At 65.9% G+C, this 26,995-nt stretch carries 40 protein-coding genes; 31 read left to right on the forward strand and 9 right to left on the reverse strand.

The window, feature by feature from the left end; genetic code table 11:
* Window positions 1-80 precede the first annotated feature (80 nt).
* From AC3IF3_RS27280 to AC3IF3_RS27355, 16 genes are all read left to right on the forward strand, one after another.
* Window positions 81-371: a hypothetical protein gene (locus AC3IF3_RS27280; RefSeq protein WP_489231005.1), complete on the forward strand. Its 291-nt coding sequence runs from the start codon at window positions 81-83 to the stop codon at window positions 369-371.
* A gap of 13 nt (window positions 372-384) precedes the next feature.
* The gene (locus tag AC3IF3_RS27285) at window positions 385-837 is read left to right on the forward strand and encodes a hypothetical protein (protein ID WP_489231006.1); all 453 of its coding nucleotides are present in this window, start codon (window positions 385-387) and stop codon (window positions 835-837) included.
* 74 nt (window positions 838-911) lie between these two features.
* Window positions 912-1,193 carry a hypothetical protein gene (locus AC3IF3_RS27290; RefSeq protein ID WP_489231007.1) on the forward strand — a complete coding sequence of 94 codons (282 nt, stop codon included), beginning with the start codon at window positions 912-914 and terminating at the stop codon, window positions 1,191-1,193.
* A gap of 55 nt (window positions 1,194-1,248) precedes the next feature.
* Window positions 1,249-1,704: a hypothetical protein gene (locus AC3IF3_RS27295; RefSeq protein ID WP_489231008.1), complete on the forward strand. Its 456-nt coding sequence runs from the start codon at window positions 1,249-1,251 to the stop codon at window positions 1,702-1,704.
* Window positions 1,705-1,799: 95 nt separating this feature from the next.
* On the forward strand, window positions 1,800-2,123 hold the full coding sequence (locus tag AC3IF3_RS27300; protein ID WP_489231009.1) for a hypothetical protein: 324 nt from the start codon (window positions 1,800-1,802) through the stop codon (window positions 2,121-2,123).
* Between the two features lie 76 nt (window positions 2,124-2,199).
* Window positions 2,200-2,361, forward strand: coding sequence for a hypothetical protein (locus AC3IF3_RS27305; protein WP_489231010.1), 162 nt, complete (start codon window positions 2,200-2,202; stop codon window positions 2,359-2,361).
* A 387-nt stretch (window positions 2,362-2,748) separates the two neighbouring features.
* Window positions 2,749-3,027 (forward strand): hypothetical protein, encoded by a 279-nt coding sequence (locus tag AC3IF3_RS27310; protein ID WP_489231011.1) that lies wholly within the window; start codon window positions 2,749-2,751, stop codon window positions 3,025-3,027.
* A gap of 40 nt (window positions 3,028-3,067) precedes the next feature.
* Window positions 3,068-3,640 carry a hypothetical protein gene (locus tag AC3IF3_RS27315; RefSeq protein WP_489231012.1) on the forward strand — a complete coding sequence of 191 codons (573 nt, stop codon included), beginning with the start codon at window positions 3,068-3,070 and terminating at the stop codon, window positions 3,638-3,640.
* 124 nt (window positions 3,641-3,764) lie between these two features.
* Entirely contained in the window at window positions 3,765-4,001 is a 237-nt protein-coding gene (locus AC3IF3_RS27320) for a hypothetical protein (protein ID WP_489231013.1), read from the forward strand.
* Window positions 4,001-4,927: a DUF7146 domain-containing protein gene (locus tag AC3IF3_RS27325; RefSeq protein WP_489231014.1), complete on the forward strand. Its 927-nt coding sequence runs from the start codon at window positions 4,001-4,003 to the stop codon at window positions 4,925-4,927. The genes AC3IF3_RS27320 and AC3IF3_RS27325 overlap by 1 nt, the downstream gene beginning before the upstream one ends.
* Window positions 4,924-6,183, forward strand: coding sequence for an AAA family ATPase (locus AC3IF3_RS27330; RefSeq protein ID WP_489231016.1), 1,260 nt, complete (start codon window positions 4,924-4,926; stop codon window positions 6,181-6,183). The genes AC3IF3_RS27325 and AC3IF3_RS27330 overlap by 4 nt, the downstream gene beginning before the upstream one ends.
* A gap of 171 nt (window positions 6,184-6,354) precedes the next feature.
* Window positions 6,355-6,681 (forward strand): hypothetical protein, encoded by a 327-nt coding sequence (locus AC3IF3_RS27335; protein WP_489231018.1) that lies wholly within the window; start codon window positions 6,355-6,357, stop codon window positions 6,679-6,681.
* Window positions 6,678-6,944 carry a hypothetical protein gene (locus AC3IF3_RS27340; RefSeq protein WP_489231020.1) on the forward strand — a complete coding sequence of 89 codons (267 nt, stop codon included), beginning with the start codon at window positions 6,678-6,680 and terminating at the stop codon, window positions 6,942-6,944. The genes AC3IF3_RS27335 and AC3IF3_RS27340 overlap by 4 nt, the downstream gene beginning before the upstream one ends.
* 13 nt (window positions 6,945-6,957) lie before the next feature.
* Window positions 6,958-7,935 carry a PD-(D/E)XK nuclease family protein gene (locus AC3IF3_RS27345; RefSeq protein WP_489231021.1) on the forward strand — a complete coding sequence of 326 codons (978 nt, stop codon included), beginning with the start codon at window positions 6,958-6,960 and terminating at the stop codon, window positions 7,933-7,935.
* Window positions 7,932-8,876, forward strand: a complete 945-nt coding sequence (locus AC3IF3_RS27350) for an AAA family ATPase (RefSeq protein ID WP_489231022.1) — start codon at window positions 7,932-7,934, stop codon at window positions 8,874-8,876. The genes AC3IF3_RS27345 and AC3IF3_RS27350 overlap by 4 nt, the downstream gene beginning before the upstream one ends.
* Window positions 8,877-8,965: 89 nt before the next feature.
* The gene (locus AC3IF3_RS27355; RefSeq protein ID WP_489231024.1) at window positions 8,966-9,307 is read left to right on the forward strand and encodes a hypothetical protein; all 342 of its coding nucleotides are present in this window, start codon (window positions 8,966-8,968) and stop codon (window positions 9,305-9,307) included.
* A gap of 25 nt (window positions 9,308-9,332) precedes the next feature.
* Here the strand turns inward: AC3IF3_RS27355 and AC3IF3_RS27360 are convergent, their stop codons facing one another.
* Complete coding sequence (locus AC3IF3_RS27360) at window positions 9,333-10,061, reverse strand: recombinase family protein (RefSeq protein ID WP_489231026.1); 729 nt, start codon at window positions 10,059-10,061, stop codon at window positions 9,333-9,335.
* 121 nt (window positions 10,062-10,182) lie between these two features.
* Between AC3IF3_RS27360 and AC3IF3_RS27365 the strand changes: the two genes are divergently transcribed.
* From AC3IF3_RS27365 to AC3IF3_RS27405, 9 genes are all read left to right on the forward strand, one after another.
* The gene (locus AC3IF3_RS27365; protein ID WP_489231027.1) at window positions 10,183-10,608 is read left to right on the forward strand and encodes a DUF5681 domain-containing protein; all 426 of its coding nucleotides are present in this window, start codon (window positions 10,183-10,185) and stop codon (window positions 10,606-10,608) included.
* On the forward strand, window positions 10,605-10,799 hold the full coding sequence (locus AC3IF3_RS27370; protein WP_489231028.1) for a hypothetical protein: 195 nt from the start codon (window positions 10,605-10,607) through the stop codon (window positions 10,797-10,799). The genes AC3IF3_RS27365 and AC3IF3_RS27370 overlap by 4 nt, the downstream gene beginning before the upstream one ends.
* A 211-nt stretch (window positions 10,800-11,010) precedes the next feature.
* Window positions 11,011-11,463: a hypothetical protein gene (locus AC3IF3_RS27375; RefSeq protein WP_489231029.1), complete on the forward strand. Its 453-nt coding sequence runs from the start codon at window positions 11,011-11,013 to the stop codon at window positions 11,461-11,463.
* A gap of 44 nt (window positions 11,464-11,507) precedes the next feature.
* Entirely contained in the window at window positions 11,508-11,753 is a 246-nt protein-coding gene (locus AC3IF3_RS27380) for a hypothetical protein (protein ID WP_489231030.1), read from the forward strand.
* Between the two features lie 84 nt (window positions 11,754-11,837).
* Window positions 11,838-12,116: a hypothetical protein gene (locus AC3IF3_RS27385; RefSeq protein ID WP_489231031.1), complete on the forward strand. Its 279-nt coding sequence runs from the start codon at window positions 11,838-11,840 to the stop codon at window positions 12,114-12,116.
* Between the two features lie 204 nt (window positions 12,117-12,320).
* The gene (locus AC3IF3_RS27390) at window positions 12,321-12,758 is read left to right on the forward strand and encodes a hypothetical protein (protein WP_489231032.1); all 438 of its coding nucleotides are present in this window, start codon (window positions 12,321-12,323) and stop codon (window positions 12,756-12,758) included.
* A gap of 181 nt (window positions 12,759-12,939) precedes the next feature.
* Entirely contained in the window at window positions 12,940-13,365 is a 426-nt protein-coding gene (locus AC3IF3_RS27395; protein ID WP_489231033.1) for a hypothetical protein, read from the forward strand.
* A gap of 9 nt (window positions 13,366-13,374) precedes the next feature.
* Window positions 13,375-16,026 (forward strand): hypothetical protein, encoded by a 2,652-nt coding sequence (locus tag AC3IF3_RS27400; RefSeq protein ID WP_489231034.1) that lies wholly within the window; start codon window positions 13,375-13,377, stop codon window positions 16,024-16,026.
* Window positions 16,027-16,674: 648 nt separating this feature from the next.
* On the forward strand, window positions 16,675-17,553 hold the full coding sequence (locus AC3IF3_RS27405; RefSeq protein WP_489231035.1) for a hypothetical protein: 879 nt from the start codon (window positions 16,675-16,677) through the stop codon (window positions 17,551-17,553).
* 108 nt (window positions 17,554-17,661) lie between these two features.
* Here the strand turns inward: AC3IF3_RS27405 and AC3IF3_RS27410 are convergent, their stop codons facing one another.
* The gene (locus AC3IF3_RS27410) at window positions 17,662-18,354 is read right to left on the reverse strand and encodes a thermonuclease family protein (RefSeq protein ID WP_489231036.1); all 693 of its coding nucleotides are present in this window, start codon (window positions 18,352-18,354) and stop codon (window positions 17,662-17,664) included.
* A gap of 578 nt (window positions 18,355-18,932) precedes the next feature.
* Window positions 18,933-19,133 carry a hypothetical protein gene (locus AC3IF3_RS27415; RefSeq protein WP_489231037.1) on the reverse strand — a complete coding sequence of 67 codons (201 nt, stop codon included), beginning with the start codon at window positions 19,131-19,133 and terminating at the stop codon, window positions 18,933-18,935.
* Between the two features lie 203 nt (window positions 19,134-19,336).
* On the opposite strand from AC3IF3_RS27415, the gene AC3IF3_RS27420 reads away from it, so the two are divergent.
* The 6 genes from AC3IF3_RS27420 (at window position 19,337) to AC3IF3_RS27445 (ending at window position 23,302) form a co-directional block, all read left to right on the forward strand.
* Window positions 19,337-19,705, forward strand: a complete 369-nt coding sequence (locus tag AC3IF3_RS27420; RefSeq protein WP_489231380.1) for a response regulator — start codon at window positions 19,337-19,339, stop codon at window positions 19,703-19,705.
* 429 nt (window positions 19,706-20,134) lie between these two features.
* Complete coding sequence (locus AC3IF3_RS27425; protein ID WP_489218398.1) at window positions 20,135-20,569, forward strand: hypothetical protein; 435 nt, start codon at window positions 20,135-20,137, stop codon at window positions 20,567-20,569.
* 161 nt (window positions 20,570-20,730) lie between these two features.
* Complete coding sequence (locus AC3IF3_RS27430) at window positions 20,731-20,931, forward strand: hypothetical protein (protein ID WP_489231038.1); 201 nt, start codon at window positions 20,731-20,733, stop codon at window positions 20,929-20,931.
* A gap of 287 nt (window positions 20,932-21,218) precedes the next feature.
* Window positions 21,219-21,443 (forward strand): hypothetical protein, encoded by a 225-nt coding sequence (locus AC3IF3_RS27435; RefSeq protein ID WP_489231039.1) that lies wholly within the window; start codon window positions 21,219-21,221, stop codon window positions 21,441-21,443.
* 465 nt (window positions 21,444-21,908) lie between these two features.
* Window positions 21,909-22,412, forward strand: a complete 504-nt coding sequence (locus AC3IF3_RS27440) for a hypothetical protein (RefSeq protein WP_489231040.1) — start codon at window positions 21,909-21,911, stop codon at window positions 22,410-22,412.
* Window positions 22,409-23,302: a hypothetical protein gene (locus tag AC3IF3_RS27445; RefSeq protein ID WP_489231041.1), complete on the forward strand. Its 894-nt coding sequence runs from the start codon at window positions 22,409-22,411 to the stop codon at window positions 23,300-23,302. Before AC3IF3_RS27440 ends, AC3IF3_RS27445 begins: the two co-directional genes overlap by 4 nt.
* Before the next feature lie 169 nt (window positions 23,303-23,471).
* Here the strand turns inward: AC3IF3_RS27445 and AC3IF3_RS27450 are convergent, their stop codons facing one another.
* From AC3IF3_RS27450 to AC3IF3_RS27475, 6 genes are all read right to left on the reverse strand, one after another.
* Window positions 23,472-23,624 carry a hypothetical protein gene (locus tag AC3IF3_RS27450; RefSeq protein ID WP_489231042.1) on the reverse strand — a complete coding sequence of 51 codons (153 nt, stop codon included), beginning with the start codon at window positions 23,622-23,624 and terminating at the stop codon, window positions 23,472-23,474.
* Window positions 23,625-24,012: 388 nt separating this feature from the next.
* Window positions 24,013-24,315, reverse strand: coding sequence for a hypothetical protein (locus AC3IF3_RS27455; protein WP_489231043.1), 303 nt, complete (start codon window positions 24,313-24,315; stop codon window positions 24,013-24,015).
* Between the two features lie 142 nt (window positions 24,316-24,457).
* Complete coding sequence (locus AC3IF3_RS27460) at window positions 24,458-24,721, reverse strand: hypothetical protein (RefSeq protein ID WP_489231044.1); 264 nt, start codon at window positions 24,719-24,721, stop codon at window positions 24,458-24,460.
* Between the two features lie 91 nt (window positions 24,722-24,812).
* Window positions 24,813-25,238 carry a hypothetical protein gene (locus tag AC3IF3_RS27465; RefSeq protein ID WP_489231045.1) on the reverse strand — a complete coding sequence of 142 codons (426 nt, stop codon included), beginning with the start codon at window positions 25,236-25,238 and terminating at the stop codon, window positions 24,813-24,815.
* 743 nt (window positions 25,239-25,981) lie between these two features.
* Window positions 25,982-26,371 carry a hypothetical protein gene (locus tag AC3IF3_RS27470; protein ID WP_489231046.1) on the reverse strand — a complete coding sequence of 130 codons (390 nt, stop codon included), beginning with the start codon at window positions 26,369-26,371 and terminating at the stop codon, window positions 25,982-25,984.
* A gap of 60 nt (window positions 26,372-26,431) precedes the next feature.
* Complete coding sequence (locus tag AC3IF3_RS27475) at window positions 26,432-26,995, reverse strand: hypothetical protein (protein ID WP_489231047.1); 564 nt, start codon at window positions 26,993-26,995, stop codon at window positions 26,432-26,434.

Raw genomic sequence — 26,995 nt, forward strand, 5'->3', positions numbered from 1 at the left:
TGATAGCACCATTTTTGTGTTGACAGCACAATCGTGCGGCCCCATGTTGTGCTGGTAGCACAGCAGAGGGGCTGTCGTCCATGTCTTTCCGCACCGTCACCTGGACCCAGATCGACCGCGCCGGCCAGGACAGCCGCACCAAGATCCCCGCCGGTCTCCTGAGTGCCCGCGCCCTGATCCAGTTCGGCGCTCGCACCCGCCCCCTCGTCGTCGCAGGCCGGTACGACCGCGCCGCGATCATGGCCGCCGCCTGCAAGGCCGCCCCCGGCATTCAGGAGCGCTGCGGCGTCTCCCGCGCCGAGGCCATGTCCTCCGCCCTCAAGGCCGCTTGGCAGGTCGCCAAGGCCGCCCGCCGCATGGCCGCGCACTGAGGAGCCGCATCGCATGCCCGCCCGCATCAACCGCCGTGCCCTCGCTGCCGGCCTCCTCGCCGCCACCGCCGCTCCTGCGGTCGCCAATGTGCCCGCAAATCTGCGGGGTCGTCCCCTCCGCGGCGACGACACCGCCCGCCTGCCTGACCACGCCGCGCTCTGGGCCCGCATGCCTCTGCCGTTCACGCCCGCCGAGGCGTGGCACCTGCTCTCGCCCGCCACCCAGGCCGAGATCGGCGCCGCCGTCATCGGCATGGTGCTGGCCGAGTACGTGTCTGGCGACATGCATGGCGACCACGATCGCTTCTACGACGATGCCCTGCGCGACGACGCCATGGACACCGGCAGCGATCTGCTCACCCGCATTGAGCAGCGCCTGTGGGTGCTGTTCCCCGACCTCTACGGCCCCGAGGGCGATCACCCCGCCTGGGCCCTGAATTCAGGCCTAGCGCCGCCCGCCGCCTGACCTGACACGCCCCACCGCGGGGCGCCCCCTTCACCACCAAGCCGACCCCACGAGCCCTCACCGGAGCCCGAACGATGACGCACGTCCGCATCCCAGATTTCAGCCAGCCCGTCCCGGTCCGCAGCACCAGCGCCCGCACGGGCCGCCGCCAGACCCCGCTGGATCGCCGCTACCGCAACCTGCCAGACGAGCCGATCCCGGGCGAGATCGAGCCGTGGGAAGCCGTGACGCCTGTCCGCCCCGACACGTCGCACAGCCGCAGTCTCCGCTTCCTCGACGCCGCTGGCGAGCTGCTGGCCGCCTTCGCCATCATCGGCGGCGGCATGGTCCTCACCGGCCTCGCCTCCCTGCTCTGAGCCGACCCGCACCCCGAGCGGGCCGGTCGCCCGCGTCCCTTTCTAGAGGTCCCCCATGAAGCCCGCCCGCCGCCTCGTACGAGACGACCAGACCACGCCGCTCCGGCAACGCGCCACCGCGCTCCGAGCCGAGCTTGCCAAGGCGACCCGCCCCGCCGCCGCCCTGCCGCCGGCCGGCAGCCCCGAGGCGCGCGCCGCCTTCAAGGCGGCGGTCCACGAGCACAGCCGCCGTCAGCAGTTCGCCGCGGAGTATCCCGAACTGACCCGTGAACCGCTGCCGATCTGGACGCAGGAAGAGTTGAGCCGGGCGACGAGAACCGGCGAGATCACGGCAGACGAATGCGCCCGTCTCTCACAACGGGCGTCCGAGCGCGAACTGCGCATGGCGGCCCTTGAGCACGAACTCAATCTGTCCGCCCTCTTCGCCCTAGCCTTTGCCAACGAGTTCCCAGAACCCGCCCCGGATCAGGGGGGTGAGATTGCCCCGCCAGCCTCGCCATCTACGCGCTAACCCCGCGGCGGCGCTCCGCGCCCGCACGCCCCCGCCTCAATCCCATCATCCCGTCCCCGCCGCAATTTCATCGGCGATCGGTGGAGAACCCCGACATGGGCGCCGTCCTGAAGTTCACGCCCCGCCCGCCTCGACCGCCTGGTGGCGGGGGCGGGTCCGAGCCCTTCACCGTCGAGTTCCTCCGCGCCGAAATCGAGGCGGGGGTCCAAACCGCGCTGGACGTCGCCGATCGCTTCATCGCGATCCTCGATCGCATGGACGGCGATCCAGACATTGAGGGCGGCGAGGATGGGGAGCCGAGCCTTGGCGCACCTGAGGGGCATGAATGCCAAGTTATCTGGATCCGCGGGGGTGATACGGATCGGGAAGCATCCGCTCCGGAAGTGCCCCTCCCCGAGATCCAGGCCGCGGGTCGTTGACACCGGTGGCGCACATCCAGGTTGCTGAGCACCCCTGTGCCATGTTTGTACTTCGTTAGAAGAGGATCTGACCGCCATGGCGCAGACGCCACTGGAACTCCGCAAGCAGTGCTCGGTCGAGTCGAAGGTGCGCATCGCCGCTGATGCTCGAACCCGCGAGGCGGATGCCCGTGCGGAACGCGACGCTTGGCACAAGCGAGCAGAGGGCGCGGAGGCGGCGCTCGCCGCTTGGGGCTGACCTCGCGCCAATCTTCCGCCGCGCGGTCTCAGGCGTGGTGCCGTGGCTGCTCACCATCGCCAGATGCGCTGCCGATGGCAGCCTGAGCTATCCCTGCCAGCCATCGTGTTGCGGTTGTGTCACCTGCGCGTTCGAACGGAAAATTACCGTCGCAAAATCGCGCAAATAGGCTGATACCCCCCTAGCTTCCAAGTTTGGTTTGGCCTACAAGGGAGCCTGCGAAGAACCAAAACGGCCCGGCGCTGATGCGCCTGGGCCGTTTCGCGTTTCTGGCCATCCTTGGCGCCGAACGCGCCAGTAATCGAGCCCCTCCGTTTCTTTTGGACTGGACCGACCCGGCCGCTGCGGCGCGGGCGTTCGCGCACGTCCCGCCGCCTGGAGATCCAGATGACCGATCTGTCCAACCCCTCGACCCAGACGGTACGCGCTTCCGAGGTGCGGCAGCATCTCGGCGCCGGCCAGCCCGAAGTTGATCTGCTGTGCGGCGCCCGACAGGTTGGTGCCTTCATCGGCTGGACCTCTCGCCAGGTTCGCCGGGCGGACCAGTTGCGCACGCTGCCGACGTTCCGGATCGGCCATCGCATCGCGGCCTCACGCTCGGGGCTGACCAAGTGGCTCGCGGAACGCTCGGCCGCTGCTGCAGCCGATCTCGGCCGAGACGGCTGACCAGCCCTAAGCCGACCTTTCTCACACAGCCGAGTTTCAGATGCTCGACACCACCCTGCGCGTTCCCGCGCCCGAGAGCGTGCCCGCCTGCGAGTTTTTGGCCGACGTGGACAGCCTTCTCGAGGCGAAGGTGCCGGCCGTGCGCGACGCGTGCGTCATCGGCATCGATCCGGGTCTCAAGGGTGGCATCGCGATCCTGTACGCCTCCGCCTTGGACCGGGTCATCACGCTCGACATGCCGCTGGCTGGTAACGAAGTCGATCCGCACGCCCTGAAGCGGATCGTCCAGACGTACGGTCCGACCGTGGGCATCGTGGAGCGTGTCGCCTCGCGCCCGACCGATAGTCGCCCCTCAGCGTTCAGTTTTGGCGGCTCGTACTACACGGCGAGAACGGTTCTCGCCCTCTCACATGTCGCCGTCCATTTGGTGACTCCGCAGACCTGGAAGAAGCATTACAAGCTGACCGGCGCGGAGGATCCCAAGGAAGCCGCCCGCGCCTTGGCCATCCAGCTATATCCGGCCAATGCCGATCAGTTCGCGCGCAAGCGCGACCACGGCCGCGCCGATGCGGCGTTGCTCGCAAAGTTCGCCGCCGTCACTTTCAACGGCTAATCGGCGCCCCCCTCCCCCGAATTCCCAGATCCGGCGGCCGGCCAGCCGTCGGAGCGCGCCCCTGCGCCCGCGTCCGCTCCGCGGAGACGCGGGGGCGCGCGCCCCCTTTGAGCGGACAACTCCCATGCCACAGTCCCTCGCGCCTCGGCGGCTCGGCGACGACGTTCGTCACCACCTCGAAGGCGTTGCCCTCGAAATCCGTGCCGCGGCGGAACGCGCAGCTACCTGCGCCGCGGTGGACGATGCGGATACCCTCCGCCTAGAACTGCGCCTCATCGCGCTGGCGAGTGTCTCCGCCCTCGAAACCCTCAAGGCGATGTCTGAGGCGGAGGAGCAGGCCAATGCCTGTCAGGCTGCCTGATGCCGAGCCTCTCTGAGATCGCCCGCGCGCTGCGCGGCCAAGTCATGGGCCAACAGGTTCTCGCCCCCGGCCCCGGCCACTCCGCCCGAGATCGCTCCCTATCCGTCCGCCTCTCCGAGGGCTCACCGGACGGGTTCCTCTGCCACTCGCACGCCGGCGATCCCTGGCAGGCTTGCCGTGATCATGTCGCCGCGGCACTCGGGCTTTCGTCCGACCGCTGGCGCAACACAGCCCCGCCCGCCCCCTCCGAACTCGCCCGCCGCGAGGCCGCCCGCCGCCAAGCCGAGGCTTCCGAGCGCGCGGAGACTGAGCGCCAGCGCCGCCGCGCCATGTCTTGGTGGAACGAGGCGCGGCATCCGGCCGATACCCTCGTCGCCACCTATATGCGCGAGGAACGGGGACTGCCCTGGGAGGCGGTTGAGGATGCGGCCGGCCACGCGCTCCGCTTTCATCCGTGCTGCCCCTTCGGCGAGGAGACCATGCCTGCGCTGGTCGCGCTGATCCGCGACGTGCGCACCGGCGAACCGATGGGCCTGCATCGCACGGCGCTCACCCCCGAGGGGAAGAAGCTCGGCCGCAAGGTCTACGGCGGTTCGAAGGGCGGCGCCATCATGTTGGACGATCCCGCCGACGTAGCTTCCGGCTTGGCCGTAGGCGAGGGCCTTGAAACCTGCCTTTCGGCACGCATGATGGGCCTGCGGCCGGTCTGGGCGCTCGTGTATGCCGCCAACGTCGGCGCGCTCCCGGTTCTTTCCGGCATCGGATCTCTGACCGTGCTGGGCGAGCGTGATCCGAATGGGGTGAGCGACCGAGAGTGCCGCGCCGTCGGCATCCGTTGGCGTGAGGCGGGCCGGGCGGTGGACATCGTCATGCCGACCGTCGGCAAGGATATGAACGATGCCCTACGTAGCGGGGTGTCTGCATGACCGCCGAAATCCTCGACGGCCGCGAGCTATTCACCCGTCGCCCGTTCAACCTCCCTGAAGAGGATGACAGTCGCTTCGCACCTGCCGAGGATAGGGATGCATCCCAGCCCGCAGTCCGCGTCTCGGCAACTCCCTACGTGTGGAAGGACTCGCGTACGATCCCCCCACGACAATGGCTGTACGGGCGGCACTACATCCGCCGCTTCACCACAGCCACGGTCGCCCCAGGCGGCTTGGGCAAGTCGAGCCTCGCCTTGGTCGAGGCGCTAGCGATGGCGACAGGGCGCGCTCTGCTCGGTGTCCAAGTGCGGGAACCGCTGCGGGTGTGGCTGTGGAACGGTGAGGATCCACGCGAGGAGATCGAGCGCCGTGTCGCTGCGATATGCCGCCACTACGGCATCACGGCCGACGACATCGGCGGGCGGCTATTCCTCGACAGCGGGCGCGAGATGCCGATCATCATCGCTGAAAAGGTCGCCGAGGGCGTCGTCGTGCAGCGCCCGATGATCGAAGCCGTGACGGCAGAGATCCTCGCCCGCGGGATCGACGTGATGAGCATTGACCCTTTCGTATCTTGCCACTCCGTGCCGGAAAACGACAACGGCGCGATCGACCGGGTGGCAAAGGCTTGGGCCGGGATCGCCGAGACAGGGCGCTGTGGCGTCGAGATGGTCCACCACGTGCGCAAGGCCGGTGCGGGGCAGATCGCCTACACCGTCGAGGACGCCCGCGGCGGCTCTTCCCTCATCGGCGCCGTACGCTCGGCACGGGTACTCAACAGCATGTCGCCGGATGAGGCGGACAAGGCCGGGATCGCCCCCACCGACCGTCGCCGGTTCTTCCGTGTGGACGATGGCAAGGCCAACATGGCCCCGCCGATGGAGAAGGCGGACTGGCGGGAACTGGTCAGCGTCGGTCTCGACAACGCCAACGACACCACCCCAGAGGATTTTGTGGGTGTGGTCGCCGAGTGGACGATGCCCGGCCTCTTCGATGAGATCGAGATCCCCGACACCCGCCGGGTCCAGCAGGCTATCGCCGAGGGCGAGTGGCGCGAGAGCCCGCAGTCGCCGAGATGGGCTGGCTTCGCCGTCGCAACCACCCTCGGGATCAACATCGACACCAAGCCCGGCACCACCCGGGTGAAGGCGCTCCTCAAGGCCTGGATCGCCAACGGCGCGCTGAAAGTGGACCGCCAGCACGACAGCGCCAAGGGGCGGGATCGGCCGATCATCATCGTCGGCGCGTGGGTTTGACCTCGCTTCCTTCCGAGTTCCCCCACCTCACGAGGTGGGGTGGGGATCGGTGGGGAAGTGGGGGCAGCCCGACCCCTCTGCGCCCCACCCCCACCCCACCTCTATTGGGGTGTGGGGTGGGGTGGGGGAGCCGGTGGGGGTTCAGGATCCGGCCTTTCGAGGTGGGGAAAGATGATCCAAAAATTCGATGAATTGGCCCGGCACCGCTCAGCCGCGGACGCCCTGCTCCGCATCGTCGTCTTCACGGTTCGTGAGCAGGCCCGATCCGCCTCCGCCGCCGGCGAAGCTTCGGATCTCACCGCCATGATCGCGGATCCGGTGAACGCGCCGTGCCTCGCCGACCTGCGCCGCATCGGCCTGGACTTGGCCACCACGCCGGCAGGAGAGGACATGACGGCGCTGATGGTCCAGGTGGCGGAGATGGATGCCGTCTTCGCCGGCTGGCGGGCCGCCATTCTCGAAGCTGCCTGGGCGGGGATCGGAGGGTCGAGCACATGATCGGCCCCATCCCGCCCGGCGACCGGTTCGGCCCTTGGGCCGATGGCCTGGACGACGCCGAGCTGCGTGCCCGCTGCCGGTCGATGCAGGCGCTCACCCGCCTTCTGTGCGGCCCTCGCGGCGTCGAACTCGCCACCTTCCTTGCTCGCGGTGAGCGCGATCCCGAAGCCCTCGTTGCCGCTCACGGCGCGCTGAACCGCCTCGCCTCCCGCGATCGGCGCGAGGTGCTCACCTCCTACTCTGCGCTCGCTCGCGCCGCCTGAAGGCTCCTTCACGATGCAGATCGTTGATCACCTCGCCGGGCTCGTTCCCGGGCCGGGGCTCTTCCGCATGCCCGCGGGGGTCTACCACGCCGATCCGGCCCCAGAGCCGTCCCTGTCGTCGTCCCTCGCCAAGGTGATCGTAGATCGCTCGGCAGAGCACGCATACGCCATGCATCCCCGGCTCGGCCGCGCCCCCGACGCCGACGATGCCGAGGGCAGCCGGGCCATGCAGACTGGAACGGCCGTCCATCGCTTGGTGCTCGGGGCCGGCGCAGAACTGGCGGTGATCGACGCGGACGACTGGCGCACCAAGGCGGCCAAGGAAGCCCGCGCGGAGGCCATCGCCGCTGGCAAGGCCCCAGTGCTCAGGTCCGACCACGCCACCGCCTCAGCGCTCGCAGAGCGCGCGACGGACCGTCTCGCCCGCATCCCCGACTGCGAAGGGTTTTTCGACGCTCCGTCGGAGGTGGTCGGTATCGTCCAGCACCCATCCGGCGCTTGGCTTCGGGTGATGCTCGATAAGATCGAGATCCGGCGCGACCGTATCATCCTCTGGGATGTGAAGACCGGCCAGCAGAGCGCGGCTCCGCAGGATCTCGGTCGGCGCATTGAGGGCATGGCTATGGAAGTCCAGGCCGCGCTCTATGTCGATGTGGCCGAGCGGCTGTTCCCACGGATGTCCGGCCGGATCAGCTTCCGGTGGGTGTTCTGCGAGAACGAGGCGCCGAACGCCGTCACGGTCGCGGAGATCGACGCGGCGACGCTGCACATAGGTCGCCGAAAGATGGCGGTGGCGCTGCACCGATGGAACGAGGCTTGCGCCTCCGGGGTGTGGCCCGGCTACCCCGCCGAGATCATCCGCCCGGAGTTCCCCGACTGGGCGGCCAAGCGCTGGGGTGAGCGCGAGGAAGCCGATCCGACCCTCGCCCGCGTCAACTTCGATCTCAACGCCTCGCCCTTCCGCCCGCTCGACTGGGATCGTGCCGCATGAGCTTCACCTTCGCCCCTGCGGCCTCGTTCACCGAGCGAGCCGGTGTGTTCGTCAGCCTCACCGGAGGGACGAACAGTGGCAAGACCTATAGCGCCCTCCGCCTCGCCCGCGGTATCGCCGGCCCCGAGGGCAGGATCGCCGTGCTGGATACCGAAGCGGGCCGTACGCTCCACCTAAAACGCGATTTCGCGTTCGACGCCTCAGTCATGGAAGCGCCGTTCCGGCCCGAGCGGTTCGCCGAAGCGGCAGAGTCCGCAGAGCGCGCCGGCTACGCGGCCCTCGTGATCGACAGCTTCAGCATGGAGTGGGTCGGCCTCGGCGGCGTGCTGGACTGGCAGGCCGAGGAACACCGGAAGCTCGGTGGTCAGGACAGCAAGAAGGGTCAGTCGTGGGTGAAGCCCAAGATGGCCCACAAATCTATGGTCTATGCCCTGCTTCAGCGGCGCATCCCCATCGTGTTCTCCATCCGCGGGGAGGAGACGTTCGTCCCGCCCAACACGAAGCTGTTCAAGTCGATCACGTCCAAGACCTTCTCCTTCGAGGTGACGGTGTCGTTCCGGTTGGAAGCCGACCGAAAAGGCCACATTGATCTGTCGGACCCGAAGTCGTGGAAGATGGAAGGGTGCCACCGGGACATCTTCCGGCACGGCGAGCAGCTCGGCGAGACCCACGGTGCGGCCTTGGCTGCTTGGGCGCGCGGCGAGATGCCGGCCCCGGCCACGGACGGCGCGCCTCGCCAGAGCGGTCGCGAGCGGCTGATAGCGGCGGCGCAGGCCGAGGCGGCGAAGGGCACGGCCGCCCTACGCGCTTTCCTGTCCGACCGTACCGAGCCGCAGGCCGCCGCTCTCGCCCCGATCTTGGCCGAGTTGCAGTCGAGTGCCGCATCGGCCGATACAGGATCTGACTTCCCGGGGGACTGGCCGGCACATAAGGTGGCCTGAGCAATCAGCATCTTGTTCGCTGAGGTTTGCGCCCCATTGACGCGCCCTCGATAGCAATAGAGGCTTAAGGCATAGCTTGAGGATGTGCCATGCTTCGTCCCATATTGTTGCTTGCCATGTTTCTGTTTCTATCGCCTGCAGCAGCGGATGACCTGCTGATAGGGAAAAGTCTCGTCACGAACCAGCATGGGCAGCCGATATGCACAGAGAAGGGAGAGCTGCAAGAATATATTATGGCCGCGCTCAATAAGGGCGCGCAGTGGGCCAATCAGCTTTCGAGCTGTGGGATGCTTAAAGCAGGACTGAAAGTAGCTGTCATTGAAGATTATCCGAGCGACAGCGACATCGGTCACGTCGTGAAGGTTCGTGTTTTCAGCACGCGGGGTTCGGCAGTTGGATATACCTTAAGCCTCGGACTAGAAGACAAGTAGCGCCAACCGGCACTCAAGCGGTTGCTCACGCTGCTGCCGCGCTCTTGGCTACCTTTGCCTCTGACGCCCAACGGGCGAGCGCAGCTTCGGCTTCTACCGGGTTCTCACGGATCCGGCGCACGGTCTGCCACGTCAGGCCTGTCTCGGCGGCGACCAAGCTCAGGCCAGCGTCTTGCGCGAGGCGCGTCCGGACGGTGTCGAGTTGCTCTCGTGTGTAGGACGGGCGGCGTCCCTTGTAGGCGGTCCGTCCGGTCTGTTCCTTGGCATAGGCGATACCGGCCCTCTGCGCCTCCCGGGTTGCTTCGAGTTCGGCCTCTCCGGCCGCGGCCATGAAGGCGATCAGTGCATCCCGGATCGCGCGCTGCATCGGATCCTTGGTCGCGCCATCGAAGGTCATGTTCGAGATCACGGTGCGGACGATGACGCCGCGCCGCATCATCTCGCGCATCACATCCACCACGTCCTCGTACGACCGGCCCAGGCGGTTTAGCCATCGGACTACGAGGGTGTCACCCGAGCGCAGCAGGTCGAACAGGCGGCGCCCCTCGGGCCGGTCGCGCAGCGGCTTGCGCCCGCTCTCGCCGTGGTCAGCCACCACGACGTCGAGGACGAAGCCTTTCTCCTCGGCCTGGATCTGCTGATGAGCGAGCGTCTGCTCGGCGGTCGAGACGCGGGCATAGAGGATGGTCTGGGACACGGCGATTTCATCCGCTGGGATGGCATCCACATAGATGCATATCCGAAAGCTCGACACAACCCTATCGGATAACGCTGCACAGCCTGCATGCGTCATCCGGAAGGCCATACCCTAGCGAATGTAGATCCGTAAGGAAAACATTCCCTGTTCCCGTCCTGTAATTTCAAGGATCCGCCCGATGACCATCGGCTTCCAGCCGGGCCAGTCCGGCAACCCTGCGGGCAAGCCCCGCGGCGCGAAGAACCTCACCACTCGGGCCGTAGCCGCCCTCCTGGAGGGTGAAGCCGAGGCGCTGACCCGCAAGGCCATTGAGATGGCCCTCAACGGGGATGGCCCCGCCCTCAAGCTCTGCATGGATCGGCTCTGTCCTCCAAAGCGAGACCGGATGGTGGAGTTCGATGCCCCGCCCATCGTCTCTCCCGCCGATCTGCCGAGGGTAACCGCTGCCCTCGTGGCCGCCGCTGCCGCCGGTGAGATGACGTTCGCCGAGGCCGCCGACTTCATGAAGATCGTGGCGGGGCATATCGAGGCCCTCAAAACCAGCGATTTTGCGGAGCGTCTCGCGGCGATTGAGGCTGCCGAGAACCAGGCAGGCCAGCCATGATGGGCAACCTGGAAACCCGCCTCCGCCGAATTGAGGCGCAACGGATGATGGCGGTGCAGGGCGTCGAGGTTGTGATCATCCCCGACCCCGCACCCGCCGACTGGCCAGCCTTCGAGGCCGAGCACGCCGCCTGCGCGCCGCGCCGGCACCTGATCTTCATTGAGTTCATCGACGCGGTGCCCCAGCCATGAACCGGTCGCTCGCATCCATGGAGGCCCGCCTGGGCCGCCTTTCCAGGGGCCGCACCGCCGAGGGTGCTCGTCCATTCGCGATCGTGTCCGAGACCGGTGCCGACTTGGAGGAGGTTGCGCGTCAGGCAGCCCAGAGCCCCGCCGGCCGCGGCGCGATATTCCTCCTGCCCGGGAACGGCCGTGGTGACGGCCCGAAGCCGTGGGGCGCGCCATGAACGCGGCGTGGAAAGCTCTCGAAACGCGTCTCGCCCGGGTGGAGCGGAAAGGCGCCGCCGAGACCCGCGACCCCGAGATGGACCGGCGCATCTGCGGCGTTCTGGCGGTCGCCATCGCGATCGGGCTGGGCGGTTACCCTCGCCCCTCGGACCAGCCCTATGGCTTCCCCGACAGCTACAGCGACGCTTTTGCCCGGGCGCTGGGCCACCCCGATCGCGACGCGATGGACAAGGCCGACCTTACGGCGCCCGAGAACTGGACGCTGCGGATTGAACGTGCCCTCACCGCTCTATGCGAGCGCGATGGTCAGGGCCCTGCTCATATCACCGCCGAACGGCTGATCCGAGCGTGCGCGGCGGTGTTCGCTGCCGGCTCAGTTAAGGCGTCCGACCCGATCTGTGCGGACTTGGCCACATGGGCGATCGCCTCCGGCGTGAGGCTCCAATGAGACAGCCAGCCTCTCGCTTTCTCACAATCGACGCGGATCGTCGGATGTCGGCGTCCCTGGCAGCTGCGACGAGCTCCGGTCTCGTCGTCTACGACGAGGTGCAGCGCCTGCTCATGCTCCTCGGCGAGACATCCGTCCGCCACGGCGCGGGTGCGTTCAGCCCGACCGAGACCGCGGCTCTTTCCACATGGGCTGCCAGCGTCGAGCCATCGCTAATTGCCGCAGCCGCGTCCCTGCACGAAACCCGGTCCCGCCTGCGCCGCGCCGCGGGGTTTCGCAGGCCGGCCTAACGCCGGACCCCTGTCCCGTCCCCTTTCCATCCAGAACCGGTCCCCCGCATCTAGCGGCTGGGCTCGCGCACCCACGAGACCAACATGCTCCAAACCACATCCGGTTCAGACCACCCTCTGCGTTGGAAGCCTCTGACGCCACTTGCCGATGATCCCCAGAAGCAGCCTACGAAGCCGTATCCCGGTGTGGACCCTGAGCGGGTCCGAGCGCTCGCTGCAAATCCGGCCTTCCGCGAACGCGTGTTCCTCGTGTCATCGGGCGTCCCGTTCGAGATGGCGTTCGCCATGGACGATGAGCACTGCGCGGCGCAGTGTCAGATCATCCGGGGGCGTTTGAACGGCGCTGGCACCACGGCTTTCTGACACGCATCCGGGGCCATCCCCTCACAAGTTTCGGCCGCGCCGGTGCGGTCGGACCCGGCTCTGTCCGGGCACCTCTCCGCTAAGCAGAGATAATCACCGGCTCCCGAACGTCGCCCGTTGTAGCAACCCTTCCCAGCCCGGAGAGCCTTCAGGCCCCGGAGCCAACCGTCCGCCTGCGACGCAGGCCCTTCCTAGGAAAACTCCATGCCCATCACGATCCACGAGGCCGGTGAGGCTGCCCCCGTGTCTGCCCCCGCCCCGGCCCCCGCCGTTGTAACTCAGCCCGCCACCGCACGTCCCGCGCCGAAGCCTCCCAATAAGAATGGCAGCACCGCAACGCTTACGGATGCGAGCGGTCGACGGATTGGCGTGCGGGCCCTGTCGTTGGTAGACGAATTACGGTTGACTCGTTTGCTAGGAGGTACAAATTCAGCATTCATGTGGTTCTGCATGAAGCTGGCCCATATCACCGAGATTAACGGTGAAGCAGTGTCTATGCCATCAAGTGAAGGACAATTCGACGTTTTGGCGCAGCGCGTCGGGTACGAAGGCATGCGAGCGATCAACGCTCACCTTGAAGCTGAAGCCAAGGTGGAGGAGCTCCGCTTGGAAGAGCACCGGGCCGCGGTGGGAAACTCGTAAGGCACTCCGTCTTCCGGGCGAGGCTGAACCTCATCCGGCACGGGGTGCCCCCTGACTATGTCGACGCCATGGATAGGGCTGAGTTCGAGGCGTCGCACATCACTCTCGAAGAACTCGCCACCGGGGCAGAGTTCAACCTGGACACGTGGTCGTGGCCAGAGAGGAACGGAGGCTGACCGGAATGCGCTCATTTTCCGACATCCGGTCATTCACCGCCTACATGCGCGGGAGGGTGGCCACCCTCCCGGCTGCGCGCCGCCGCGGGCTTGAACGGGGCGCTCACGTCCTGCTCACGGAGGCGAAGGCGCTCCCCGGAACATACTCAGCCGGGTGGCCGCACCTCGCGGCCGAGACGGTAGCTCACAAGGGTGCGGGCGACAGTCCGCTTCTCGAAACGGGCGAGTTCCGCGAGAGCCTCGGGGCGACGGTTTCGAGCGACCGCGCGGCATCCGTCGGCACGAACGACAAGCGCGGACCCTGGTTCGAGAAGGGTACATCCAAGATGCCGCCGCGCCCCGTGTTGGGTGAGGCGCTCGCCCGTAAGGGCCATGAGGCTGCCGAGCAAGTCACCGCAGCCGTCGCCAACCACATCAACGGCAAGAACTAGGGGCCCCAGATGGGTGTCGTGTACGAGACCGCAATCGACCTGAAGATCAAGGACGATGCGGGCCGCGTAATCATGCGCATGCTCCAGAACATGGAGAAGCTCGATGATCGTGCGAAGAAGGTCGGCGCGGCGATCTCGGCCTGGGGGAAAGCCCGAAGTGGCTCCGGTGCGATCGGCGGTGATGTTCGAGAACTGGAGAAACTCCGTCAGGAGGCCATGAAGGCGGAACGCTACTTTGCCAAGTGGGGAAGCAGCGTCGGCTCGGCGAACTCGGCTCTTGAGACCACCGCCGGTCGTGTCTCTGCCGTCGCCAGCGCAGCCGCCTCGGCGACCCGGCATTTCCGGGACTGGCGGCGTGAAATCGCAGCGGCCGAGCGCGGCATGCGTGAGTTGCGAGAGGTTCGTGCGCCGCGGTCCCCGAACGCGGGATCAAGCGTCCCGAGGGGCGAGCCACGTTCCCGCGGCGGCCATGGTTCCCCACGCGTTCGGTTCGGCCACGGGGCGGTCAACTTGCTCGGGGCCAACATCTACGAGCCGAGCCTCATCGCGGGCGTAGCCATGGGGCACGCCACTGAAAGCCTGCTTCACGCCGGTGGCGAACTGAACGCCGAGATCTCCCGTTATCGTATGTCTGGGGCCTCGCGAGAGAACGTAGAAGCCGCGGTGCGCGCCTCGTATTCAAGCACCGCTCAAGTTCCCACAGTTGGCGTCTCGCACAGCTTCGAGATGCTGCGCGAGGTTGCGGGTGAGACCGGCGACGATGCCGGCGCGCGCGAAATCCTGCCCGACCTCGCCCGTGCTCGTACTGTCCTCGCGGCTGCGACAGGCAGATCCGGTAAAGAGGACATGCTCCGACTCTTCAAGTTCATCGGCCTGCGCGGCGGCGCGATTGACGAAGAACACCATAAGATCGATGTCGCGAAGTTCCGGTCTGAGTTGAACTCGGCGGTCCGCGCTCTCGTGGCTGGCCAGGGATTGGTCACGTCCAACGACCTGCAACAGTTCATCAAGCAGGCTGGTCCGATGGCCAAGGGTATGTCGCCCGACGACATGTTCGCGACGGTTCTCGCGTCCATCGAGGACATGGGTGGCGCCCGGACTGGTACGGCGTTGACGGCGGTCGGCCGGCAGGTATTCGGCGGCATCATGACGCCAGCGATAGCCGATCATTGGGCCGAACTCGGCATGTTCAATTATGCGGAGGGTGGCAAGGGCGCGGGCTGGGGACGTAAAAAGGGTAAGAAGGGGGAACAGGGCAAGCTATGGATCAAAGATCCGAGGCTCGCTGTAAAAGGATACGATGTTCTTGATAAGGAGGGTATCGGCGCTTGGATCGAAAAGATCGCTCGCCCTGCCATGGAAGCACATGGCGTCAAAGACCGTAACGCGCAGAACAAGGAACTATATCAGTTCGCCAGCACCGAGACAGGTCGCCGGATCATGGGCCTGTTCCTGAGCAGCCCCGAACAGATTGAGGCAGTGAAACAGCGGTTTCGCAATGCGCTTGGTATGGATGGGTACGATAAAATACTTGAAGGATCGGATTATAATACTTCTGTTAAGGCCCTTGGGGAGTCTTTCGAAACTTTGAAGACATCGCTAAGTGATGCGCAGGGCGTGGCTCCGATGCTAATGGGTCTCGCCAGAGGTGTGGCTGCTTTAGCGAACGCCGCGAAAGAGCATCCGGCCCTTGGATCCGCGGTAACCTTCGGCATGGGTGGGGCAACCGCTGGAATGATGGGGTTTGGCGCCTACAAGGTGCTAACCGGGTTTGGTCTCCCCGCCGCGGCCACTCAGCTCCAGACGGCGGCAGCCCACCTAGAAGCAGCCGCGTTGAGGATCGGTGGCAGGGGCGCGGCAACAGAGGCCGCAGACGCGGCCAAGAATGCGGCCCCCGCAGCCGGGATCCTGACTGCACTCGGTCTTACCGGCATCACCGTTGGAACGGCGGCCGGGGCAGCGTTCGCCGGATATGCGACCGCGAAGGTCATGCCCAAGATCGCGGAGACGGAGGGGCCGGGGGCGATTGATCCTGCCACTGGCGAGCATCTTGATACCAAAATCCCCGAAACCACGCCCTGGCTTCGGAACTGGATAAAAGGCTGGTTCGGCGGAGGAGCGGAGCCGGCCCCATCTTCCGGTCTCGGATCGGGGATGTGGCCCCAGCCTCCACGGCGCCCATCCGACACGGATCTACAGGCGGGCGGTAGTCCCGTTGCTCAGATCCAGCAGGGGAGTGAGGCTCTGTCCGCTGTGGGCCAAGCTGCCGCGACCGCCCAGCCAAACTTCGTGGGGGCAGCGGACGGCATCAACAAGGCGAACGAGGCCGCCGCGGCTGCGCCGGGCGCCTTCAACGGCCTAGCAGGGGCCATCTCCAGCTTCATATCGAGCATCGGACGGATGGGGGCCCCCACTCCAGCGGGCGGCGGCGCTGCGCCGGCTGCCCCAGCGGCGCCCAAACCCTCGGCCAGCTTAGCACCCGCTCCGGCGCGGCAGGTACCGATCCACGTGGCCACGTCCGTTCAGCTCGACGGCCGAACCGTAGGCCGAGCCGTGACGAGACACCAGGTCGCCTCTCTGGATACGAGGAACGGCTTGGGGCGCTTCGATGACAGCGGCCTGAAGACCCCGGTTGGGTTCTCCGAGCCCGTCACGGCATGAGACTATCGCCTCGCCCGCGGCGAAAGCCGAGGGCGGGGGCTGAACGATAACTACACTTATCTTCCAGCCACCCCTTCTGGAGATCCGCAGGCGACCAACAGCTACCCAGCGAGGCGGGGCTACGCGCGAGCCTTCACCTTCCTCGCTCGGGGCGCGGACGTCAGCTTGAACGTAGCGGCCCGTGCTCCTGTGCCAGCGCTGACATAGCCCGTGGCGTCGCCCTCCGACGCGACCCGCGTAAGAACGGCGCTGACCCTAGACTGCCAGCCATGATCGGTCGCGCTAAACCTGGCCGCGATCTCGGCTTCTAGCCGCATCAATGCCGGCGGGTCGCTTTATCCACCCCACCCCAGGCGCCCAGGCCAGCTCCTCACCGGACGGCTTATCGCGGCCAAACACGCCCTGCCCGACGCCGACTTATCCGACCCTATCGCACCACTCTGACCGTCGAGAATAAGCTGTTATCGACGCTAAGGCAGAACCATGCCCAACGAATTGATCTGTCTCAATAATTCATCTCTGGACGAAGCACCCGCCGCGAACCTGCCGGCGACGGTTTCGAGCATCGCTGATCAAGCCCGGGATTACGCGGCGCTCGCGCGCTCCGGAGCGACCCGGAAAGCGTATGCTTGCGATGTCCGTGCCTTCGTGTCGTGGTGCGAGGCGCAGGGCCTGTCCGCGATCCCGGCGCACCCCGGAACCGTGCTCGCGTACCTGATCGAGAACGCTGGCGCGCTGAAGGTCGCCACCCTCCGCCGCCGCCTCATCGCGGTCCGGCAAGCGCATGCGGAGGCGGGGTTCGAGCTCGACACGTCGGCGCCGGCGTTCCGCGATGCCTGGGCGGGTCTCCAGCGAAAGCACGGCGCACCGCCGAATAAAAAGCGCGCACTCCTCACTGCCGAGTTACGCCGCGCCGTGGAGGCGCTGCCCGAGACGCTCGCCGGCCGGCGCGACCGTGCGCTGATCCTCGTGGGCTTCGCGGCAGCGCTGCGCCGGTCCGAACTAGCCGGGCTGGAGGTTACGCGCCGGGATGGCATCTCTTGGGTCGAGGATGGGCCGGATGGTCTCGTGATCCATCTCGGCCGCACCAAGACGGACCAGAGCGCGGCGGGTGCTGAAGTCGGCGTGCCGTACGGCTCCGACCCTTCGACGTGCCCGGTCAGGAACTTCCGCGCCTGGATCAAGGCCGCGAAGATCAAAGCCGGCCCCGCCTTCCGGTCGATCAACCGGCATGGGGGGGTTGGGAAAGCCGCCCTCACCGGCGCAGCAGTGGCGGGGATCGTGAAGCGCGCCATCGTGGCCCTCGCCCTGCGCGAGGGCGCGACGCAGCGCCAAGCCGAAGGGCGCGCCGCCGCCTTCGCTGGCCACAGCCTCCGGTCCGGCCTCGCCACATCGGCCGCGGCGAATGACGCGCCAGGGCACGCGATCCAGCGCCAGCTTAGGCACAAGCGGTATGACACGACCCTGGGCTACATCCGCTCGGGAGCGCTGTTCAAACAGAACGCGGCGGGCATGGCGGGGCTGTAGGAGCGCTCGCCCATCTGCTACAGCGCTCGCTTCCCCGCACGCGTGCCCAAGGCGTTCGCAACACCCGGCGGCCGGCGCGTCCTCATTGCCGAGCATCAGAACGGCCGCTCAGTTCCTCGGCTCGCGCCAACCTACGGCCTGAGCCTCGGCCTCGGAGCAGAACATCCGCTCGCCCGACGCCTCATCGATCACCGTCCGATCATAGAAGCGTGAGCCGGGCACGTGGTAGATGTGGTCGCCGCGCCGATTGATGTTGCCCTTGATCGCGCAACCTCGCATCGCCGGGGCCTGCGTCTCAGCCTTAGTGGATGGAGGGTTCTCGAGACCCGCCGCGCGCTTCCCGCGCCGCCATTCTGCCGGCTCATCGAACGCCCCGGCCCAAATCCCGCGCTTGGCGGCCCTGGCCTCGGTGTCCAACGGCACATAGTCCGAAGAGTAGCGCCGATAGGCGATGGCGTGCCCCTCCCGGACCATCCAGGCGTTCAGATCCTCGCCGCCCTTCCGGCACACCGCGACGGTGCGGCCATAGCGGTCGGTGTCTCGGGGCTCGCACGTGATCGGCGCCTCGCCGATCCGATCCGCGAGAGCGAAGGCGGCGCGCTGGCCGCAGCGATAGGACTTGCCCGCCGCGTCCTGGCAGGACTGCGCGCTCTCGGGCGCATCGATGCCGTGCAGCCGGATCCGCACGTCACGGATCACCACCGTATCGCCATCCGTCACGGAGGCGCGGCCGGTGATCGGCTCAGCCGCGAGCGCCGAGCCGACCAGCCCGAGGGCGAGGATGGTGAGGAGGGCTCGCATGCGCCCTCAGTGCCAGCGATGCCGGCGGTGATGCCCCCAACGGCGGCCGTACCGATGGGCGAAACGGTAGCCCCCGCCTCCCCACCCGACAAAGTGCTTGCCCGCCATGCCGCGATGGCAGTGATGGCGGGCGCCGTGGCCGTGGCAGCCGTGGCGGTCGAGCGCGCCTGGTGAAGCGTGGGCCGTGTGTGCCAACAGCGAAATGAGCGCCGCAGCGGTTAGGGTGAACAGCGTGGTGCGCACGGTTAGTCCTGATGCGAGGCGCATTTGCCATTCGCCTTGCGGTAGCCTGGGCCGCCACGGGCCCCACATCGCGCCTCGGCGACGGTGGACGCCAGGACGCTCAAGACCATCATGGTCGCCACAGTCACAGTGGCGGCCTTGGTCGCACTCAGCGCGCGCATCGTGACCTGTCGGCTTAGCATCGGCTTCCGCCTGTTTAGAGGATACTGCCTCGCTCGCTCTCAGGTTGTCCAGGCCTCCGATCGCGCCACCCTAGGGCTTCATTCTCAACATCGTGTCTAAACGAAAAAGGCCAGCCTCGCGGCTGGCCCTGATCGCGGTCCTGATGCCAGGCCTTACTCGGCCGCAGTCATCTCGGCGGTGAAGTGGCCGCACCAGTCTTCAGCAGACACCACCGGCCACAGGCCCTTGGACTCCGGGGCCGGCTGGCTCACGGGCGGGTTGAACCGGCACAGACCCGCATCGCCCTGCGTGGCGGCACCGTTACCCTTGTGCTCGTCGAAGAATTTGCAGCTGTCGCAATGCGCGTTGGCCATGTGGGTGCTCCTGTCTGTCGGTTGATCCGTCCAGTTGCGAATTAGAACAGATCCAATCTGAACGGTCAACGGACACAGCGCTGAGCAGTTCCCCTCCCCGAGGCTTGCCAGCCTTGATCCACAGCGCCCCTACCTCGCATGCGACAGCTCGCCCGATTATGGCCACGCTGAAACACTTGGTCGCCGGACCGCTTTATAGATTCATGTCAGCTTCACGCCGCTTTCCCATCGTTGCCGAGGATGAGCCCATAATCCGCATGGAAGCGGTCGCCATGCTCGACAGCCTCGGCTTCGAGGTGCTGGAAGCCGACTGCGCTCACATCGCCCTGGACCACCTGAACTGCGGCAAGAAGATCCACCTCCTCTACACCGACATTCGGATGCCTGGCGGCATGTCGGGCGTCGACCTCGCGCACGCTGTCGCGTCGCGGTGGCCCGAGACGGCGATCATCGTCTGCTCAGGGTGCATGCCCGAGGTGGCTGAGGATCTTCCCGAGGATGCGCACTTCATCTCGAAGCCGTGTGCCGAAAAATTGGTTCGCACGGCGCTGACGGCCCTGCAGCTGCACTGAGCAGGAAAGCCTACGAAACGGGACTAGCTGTCCCCTGCGTCTCGCTTCCGCTCATCGCGACGGTTGAGCTCTCGCGCTTTCCGGGCGCAAGCGTGCCAGCCTCCGTGTTCACCATGTTCACATGCGGCCGGCCCTTCCATCCCATCGGCGCGGAGCGAATCGGTTCTCATGGGGCGGCAGGGATAGCTCGACCCAGTAATGAAACTCTTGTTCGTTCCACCGTATTGACCCGACAACTGCATCGAGCGACGCCGCCCCGTATTGCTCATTGCAGAAGCGCCCGGCCCAGGATCATCTCCCCTGGGTCGGGCTTTTTTGTCTATCAGCAACACATTGATACAAAACTGCGACGCCGTGGGTATTTCACGGGCGGATCCGTTTTGCGGTTACCCAGGTTGTTTGGTGACGACATGGATAGGAGATGATCCTGTGAAACGTCTTGCTCTCGCTTCAACGGCGCTGCTGGCCGCCATCGCCTTCGTGCCGACCGGCGCTGATGCCCGCGGCTTCGGCGGTGGTGGCTTCCACGGTGGGGGGTTTGGTGGCGGTGGCTTCCGCGGCGGCGGCTATGGCGGCGGTTTTCGCGGCGCTGGCTTCCGCGGCGGCTACGGTGGCTTCCGCGGGGGATACGGCGGTTACGGTCGAGGATACGGCTATGGCCGCGGTTATGGCTACGGCGGCTACGGTCTGGGTCTGGGCCTGTTGACCGGTGCAGCTGTCGGATACGGCCTCGCTGGCGGCTACGGGTATCCCTACGGCGGTTATGGATATGGCTACGGCGGGTATGCTCCGGTGGGCTACTACGGCGGACCCTACGGCTACTACCGCCGCCCGTACGGCTACTACGGTGGGTACGGATACTGAGTCCGACACAACCATACGGTACACCCGGTCGTAACCGGGTTCTGCCATCCCGCTGATGGGCCGCGTTGCGTATCGGCCCGACCGCCGGTGAGATCGGACGCTCCCCCGCCCCGTGAGCAGATCGGGGTGGGGCCGAGCGGCCGATACGGAGATAGGTGCCCATGCCGGGTCAGACAGAGAGGAAGCTGTCCGACGTGGAGCTGGACCAGCTGGCACGCCAGCTATTCGCGGAAGTGCGGGCACAGCATGTGGAGAAGCCGGGCAAGCCACCTGGCGATGCGACCGGCGATGCTGGTGTAGACCTACTCGACTGGCTGCTGGACGGCAGCGACGACGCTGGAGATGGCGACAGCGGCGATTGACAGCCCTGCATCGCAGCCACGTTCGAGAAGGGCCGCAAGTGGTGGGCGGCTATGCACACATAAGTTGCAACCGGGAGTGGCCCTTGAACATTGAGGAAGCATAGCCATTCAGCCCCCAAGTCCTCCTATGTTACTCATCTCATCCCTTGTCGTAGGTACGTTCGTACTCGCTACATCGTTCTCGCTCGTCGCTGTGCTGACGGACTAAGGCTCCCGCCGAAAAGTCCTGGTGGGAACTTCGATCAGACCCCGCGCCTTGGCCTCCCACAACTTCAAGGGAGGCCAACATGGGCTCGGACGTAGACGCGGCACGCGAAGCTTTCGGGACCGTGCCGCCAGGCCGGCCGATCGGTGAGGTGAAGAAGCCTGATCCGGCGGCTGGCAGCAGTGGCCCGAACTCGCCTGGCAGCCCAGAGCCGGACGACGGCGTGGGGCCGGAGAGTGGCGGCTACGACAACCGGCCGGACATGCCCAGGCCCGACAACGCCAAGGGCGGCCACGGCGCCGGGTGACGTGCGCCGGCCGATCCGCGCGGTGTCCATCTGGGTGACGTTGCCGTGGCGGTCGCGGTATGCCCGGGTGGTGTGGTCACTGCGGATTTCCGCAGTGACCGGGTAAAGCTCACTGCGCAGGCGAGCTACGGTCTTTCCATCAACCGCACACCGCCGCGCCACCTCGCGGTCGGACCATGGATCGCCTGTGGCAGGATCCACGGCCACAAGCTCGTCCCGCAGCAGGATCGACACCGCGCGCCGCTTGTCGGCGTTGGTGCGCCGCAGGCCGTGTGTAGCGTTGGACCCCACCGAGTGCAGGATGGCATCGCGCAGGCCACCCTGGCGCACGTCGCACGGCAGCTCGCCCAGGCGTGCGTGCAGGCCCGCGGCGTGGCGATCCGTTGGTTAATCCACCGGATGCTTCCCACGAACGATGCCACATGTTATCGCCGGCCAACTTCGGATTAGACCAAGATTGGATCGATGGGAGCAGCCTTCTATAGTACCAACCCATGGTTCTCGACGGAAATAGCCGAGCGGTATCGAGAGGGTAGGTATTTCGCATGGATCTGCGAATATTTTGATGCTGCGGAAGCACCGGCGGGCTCGGCCGGATCTCTAATCGCACCAAGCTCAAATCCCCGCAAAATCTATGAAGACCTGCTCTACGAATATCGTGCTCAAGAAGAACATCCTAGAGTTATACGCGATCACAGAAAAACCTTTCGCCGTCTTGCAAAAGACTGGAAGGCAAAGGGTGAAATAAACGATACCCAGCTCGCAGAAATTATTGCAAGCGTTAACGCTCCATCATGGAAAATATGGAAGCCTGTGCTTTACGTGATTCCTTCACGCAGTATCGATCCTGCACGGGTGATATCGGTATCCCGACCTGCCCGTGCCGGTTACGGACCAGAGCATCAAATCCTAGATCTTACCAGAGACGAATTTGATATTATCGATCTCTCGGAGCTTAGAACGCGATGATACATGCAATCGCTGATCTTGAGCGTGAGCAGGCGGCTGGTGTACTTGCCAGAGCGGCCCTATCACTCGAATACGGGGACAGCACCAGCGAAACTTCGTCAGAGGTTGAGTTGCGCCATGCGGTGATCACCGAGGCGCGGCGCGAACTGGGATTGTCTGATGAGGACAATAGCGACGAGGCAATCGAGCAAATCGGCGATTTGCTCGACCATGAGGCAGATCGGCTTACCAAAGAAGTCGATGCTAAAGCGGCCCTGCTTCGTTTGGCTGAGAGGGGAGACCTCCCTTCCGATCTATACGAGATAGAGATAATACCTAATATAAGCGAAGTTTATGGTAAAGAATTGGACTTCGAAACTAAAATAATTGAAACGACGATCAGATCACCTTCGATAGAGCAGCACTATGGTGCGGACAGGCGCGCTCACGAGCCGGCACTTATATCATTGTTCGTAAAACACTTCAGGACTAGATTTTATCTAAAGGATTTCTATATGCTCGTGGCCGGGCAACGTAAAGGTTTCGTGATGGCGGTACATCAAGCTTGGAGATTGTACCCGTCAATTGTGGGCTTTACTGGATCAAAATCACCCGTGGAGTGGTTGCAAAAATTCTCAGATCAATATGCAGCTGACGTAACTGTAAACGGCAAGAAAGGACACTTTTTCTTGTTCGAGGAAAGCGTTACGCATCATAATATCAACTTGCCAGTAGGTCAAAACGTTTACCTGAGTCGTTTTGGTCAAAATAATCCTGATACTGGAGAGGCCCAAGCTGCACTTATAGTATCAGTGGATCTAAAAAAATATCAAAAGACGTTGGCTGACATGAAGGTTGAAAGAAAAGATATGCTTGAGAATTTTGTAGAAGCAAGGCCGGCGAGAGATTGATGTGGAAGTGGGGCGTCGTTTTTCGGCGACCGTACCGGCGTGCTTCAGCTTTCAATCGTGGGCTTTGCCAACGCAGGTGTGCCAAGCCCGCTCGAGCGCAGGCAGGTCGGCCGGCCCGACACCCGCAAGCGTGAGAACCAGGGCCAAGTCCTGCACGTGCGCACTTCGGCTATTCATCGGACGCGCCGGCCACGGCAAAAGCCATCTCGCTCGTGGCTCTCTGCAGCTCTTGGCGAGCCATGCCATCCGCCAGCGCAATCAGGCTGGCGAGCATGAGCCCAAGCAGCAGGAAGCGACGAACGGTGGGTGTAGGGAGCAGCATGGAAGGCGCTTCAAGGAGACGCCTGCACCGTAGCTGAGCCGTATGCGGCTGGCTGCCGCGTCGGGAACACAGTGGTACGAAAAGCGAACGGTCGAGCGCAGATCAGCGGCGCCAGTGCAGGAGCGATCGGCGCATCAGCTGGCGGACCGCGAAGGCAAGTGCAGTCTCGTAGGATACATCGCCAACATCGCCTGCGGGCTCATCGGCACACAGCTGCGCAAACACGGCTCGAAGATCAGCATTGGGCATCAGCGCACCCTCCGGGCGGCAAGCCTCACGGAAGCGCCTGCATGGTTAACGACTAGTTAACCGGCCCCGATCCCGTCTACGTACTTAGATACGGGTTGCGAATACAGCATAACTGACGCTGTCGCGGCGATCAGACTGCTTATTCGCAAACGCGGACGCGGCGGATGTGCTCGACGCCGTAAGGATCAATGTAGCCACGCCGCTCAACGTGACAGACTTCCTCGACGTACACCGGCGGCGGGGCGCGGTAGACCGGCTGGCCCGGGTAGTACCCGTTGTTGGCCGAGGCGATCACGCTGCCGGCGACGACACCGCCGAGCACGCCGAGCGCGGCGGCACCGCCGACCCCAATGCCATCGCGGGCCTGGGCAGCTGGCTGGCTGGCGCATAGGGCGAGGACAGCCAGGGCGGCCGTGCCAGCGGTCTTGAGGGATCCACGCATCGCTGTTCTCCACGACGTGCAGGCGCCCCCGCGCGCATCGGCAGCGCGGGGGCGCATCCACCGGCGCGTGCCGGTGCGGCCACTCACCGGTGGCCACGATCAGGGTGCGACGGGGTAGTTAAAGAAGCACTTCGGACGGTTGTCAGTAGCGCCGAGGTGGCGGCGGGGGCGGCCCATCATCGTCGTCATCCGGCAGGGGCGGCCCGCGGTGATGATGCGGGGGCGGCGGCCGGTCGTCATCGAAGTCCTCGCCCGGCGGCGGTGGTCGAAAGCGATGCGGAGGCGGCGGGGGCCGGTCGAAATCCTCCTCGCCTGGCGGGGGCGGCCGCGTGTCGTCGTAGGGCTGGGCAGCGGCCCCGGCCGTCGCAAGGACGAGCAGGGCGGCGCCAGTGAAGAGTGCTCGCATGTGGACTCCTTAAGGCCGGTGAGCAAAGGGAGGCGGCCACATGAACGGCCGGTGACTTGTTCGGTTGCGCCCGAGATACGGAGGGAGGCAATCAGGTGTAAGGGCCGCCAAATAGGTCGCCCATCGCCTTGCGTTGGAACAGCGTGCGCCAGCGCCGCCTCTGATGCTCCGGCCGGTCGTGGATCATGTGGCAGCGCTGGCAGAAAGCCGCGAGGTTGCCACCCGCGTTGTTCGTGGTGTCGTGGTCTCGATGTGCTGCGGCCAGGACCACGCGCGTCGGCCTAGCGCGACAGAGGATATCGGCGCCGACGGCGATCCGGATCCGCCTGCCCCAGCCATCGCGCCAGCGGCTAGCGTCCGCGTCCCACCACCGCCCGTCACCGAGGTGGTAGACCATCCGCCCATGCGGCCGGCCGCAGCCCTCGCACCGGCCCTGCGCCCGGCCGAAGCGGATCGCCATCGACAACTCGCGCCAGTCGATCGGGTAGAAGTAGCGATGCTCGGGCTGGATCGGCATGACGGCGCAGTGTGCCTGCCAGGGTGAAGAAAGCGTAGCTGTAGGGCGGCGGCCAAGCCTGCACAGGGGTAATCGCATGTTGATGGCGCGGGGACGCTCCATCCTCCCCGCCTTTGGATGCCTGACTCGGCAGTTCGCAACCGCCTACCCACAGCCAAGCTTAGCAGTTGGGGGCGTGCATGGTGGGGATGGCCGCGAGGAAGGTGGGACGGATCGCGCGCATGTGGCCGGGGCGAGCCCAGTCGGCGCCGGCGATGCCGTCCGCGGTCCACCGAGACGCTCGCTCTGACCCGCCGCCGTCTCGCCCCCTGATGGCCGCCGAGCTGATCGCTATGGCGCGCGCGGCTCGCCGAAGCGCGGAAATGTCAGCGGCCGATTGAGGGGGGCTACCCTTGGTCCGGTTAGGTGATGCTGGCATCCAGCTGAGCGGCTCGGAGGCTCACGACGGGATCAGAGTTGCTGCGTGGGCCACCGCGTCCCGGATCGCCATCAAACCGGTCTAGGGCAGCGATGATGCGATCTGCCGTATCCAGAGCCTCCCGCGCGGCCGCCTCGAGCTCCGCGCGGAACGCCGCCCGGTCGAGCGCTGTGGCAGCCGCTTGGCCACTGCGGCCCGAGGACTCTGGGCACCGAAACACGTCGCCCATTGGAGGTCTCCACCACCGCATGGATCGGATGGCGCGATGGTCGCGGTGGAGGATAGGATAAGAGGTGGCGCCGGGCACTGGCCGGCGACCAGAAGATCACTGCAGTTGGACATCCGCGATGGCGTCGAGGATTGCGTAGATCTCATCCGCGAGATCGTAGCTGATCAGTGTGCGGAGCTCGGTCACGTACTTGGCCAGCTCGACCGCACCGACCGGAGTCTCGGGTGAGATTCCCATGAGAGGTCCGCGCAGATGATCGATCAGCGCATCGACGGCTTCGGTCACGACATGCGGACGCTCACCATCAGGGGCATCAGGCAGGTGCCGTACCCTCTGGTAGGCCGGGAATAGTTCACGGCCGCTGCGGATCACCGCCAGCACAGGATCAACCGGACGATCGGCCACGCGCGCGCGCAGGCCCTCGGAGCGATCGCGTAGGGTGGTGGAGGGGGGCGCCTCGGGGCGCGGCTTCTTCGGTTGGACCATGTCGATGTCTCCGGATGTAGGATCCGCAGGCCTCCGGCCCACGGGGTGGGGCAAGAGCGTTCAGAGCAGGGTGGCGAGACCGGTGAGGACAGTACCGCCGCCGATGATGACGGCCGCAGCCAGGACCTCGCCGGCGAAACTGGCCAGATGCATCAGGCGCCGCCGGACCGCCTCGCGCGGGGCTTCGGCCTGGCAGGCCTGGGCGTAGAGCTCCACCGGCTGGGCAAGACGCTCCATGGGTGCGTCCGCGGGCAGCATGTCCGGCAGCAGATCTGAGCCGGCGAACCGCGACAGGTCAGCTTCACGGGTGAGGACGAACCGGTCGAGGTAGCTCTCAGCCCCGGCGGTGATTGCGACCTCGCGGATCAGCCAGCGCAGGTGGCGGACGAGAGCGAGGGCGCCGGTGTGAGAGCGGCAGGGGGTTGCCAGCAGATCGTCGAGTGCGGCTGCCAGACCGATCTCCGCGATCTCGAGCGGCCGGCCGGTCGCGGCCGCCTGATACACAGCCCAGGCCTCGGCGTGGGCGTCGATCGCGGCCAGCACCGGGTCGGCTGCTTGAGGGCGGATCGAGACCACCACGGCGGTGGGCCGAGGGCTGAAATCCGGTATGCAGGCGTGCGTCAT

The sequence above is a fragment of the Methylobacterium sp. J-118 genome (assembly GCF_057836565.1).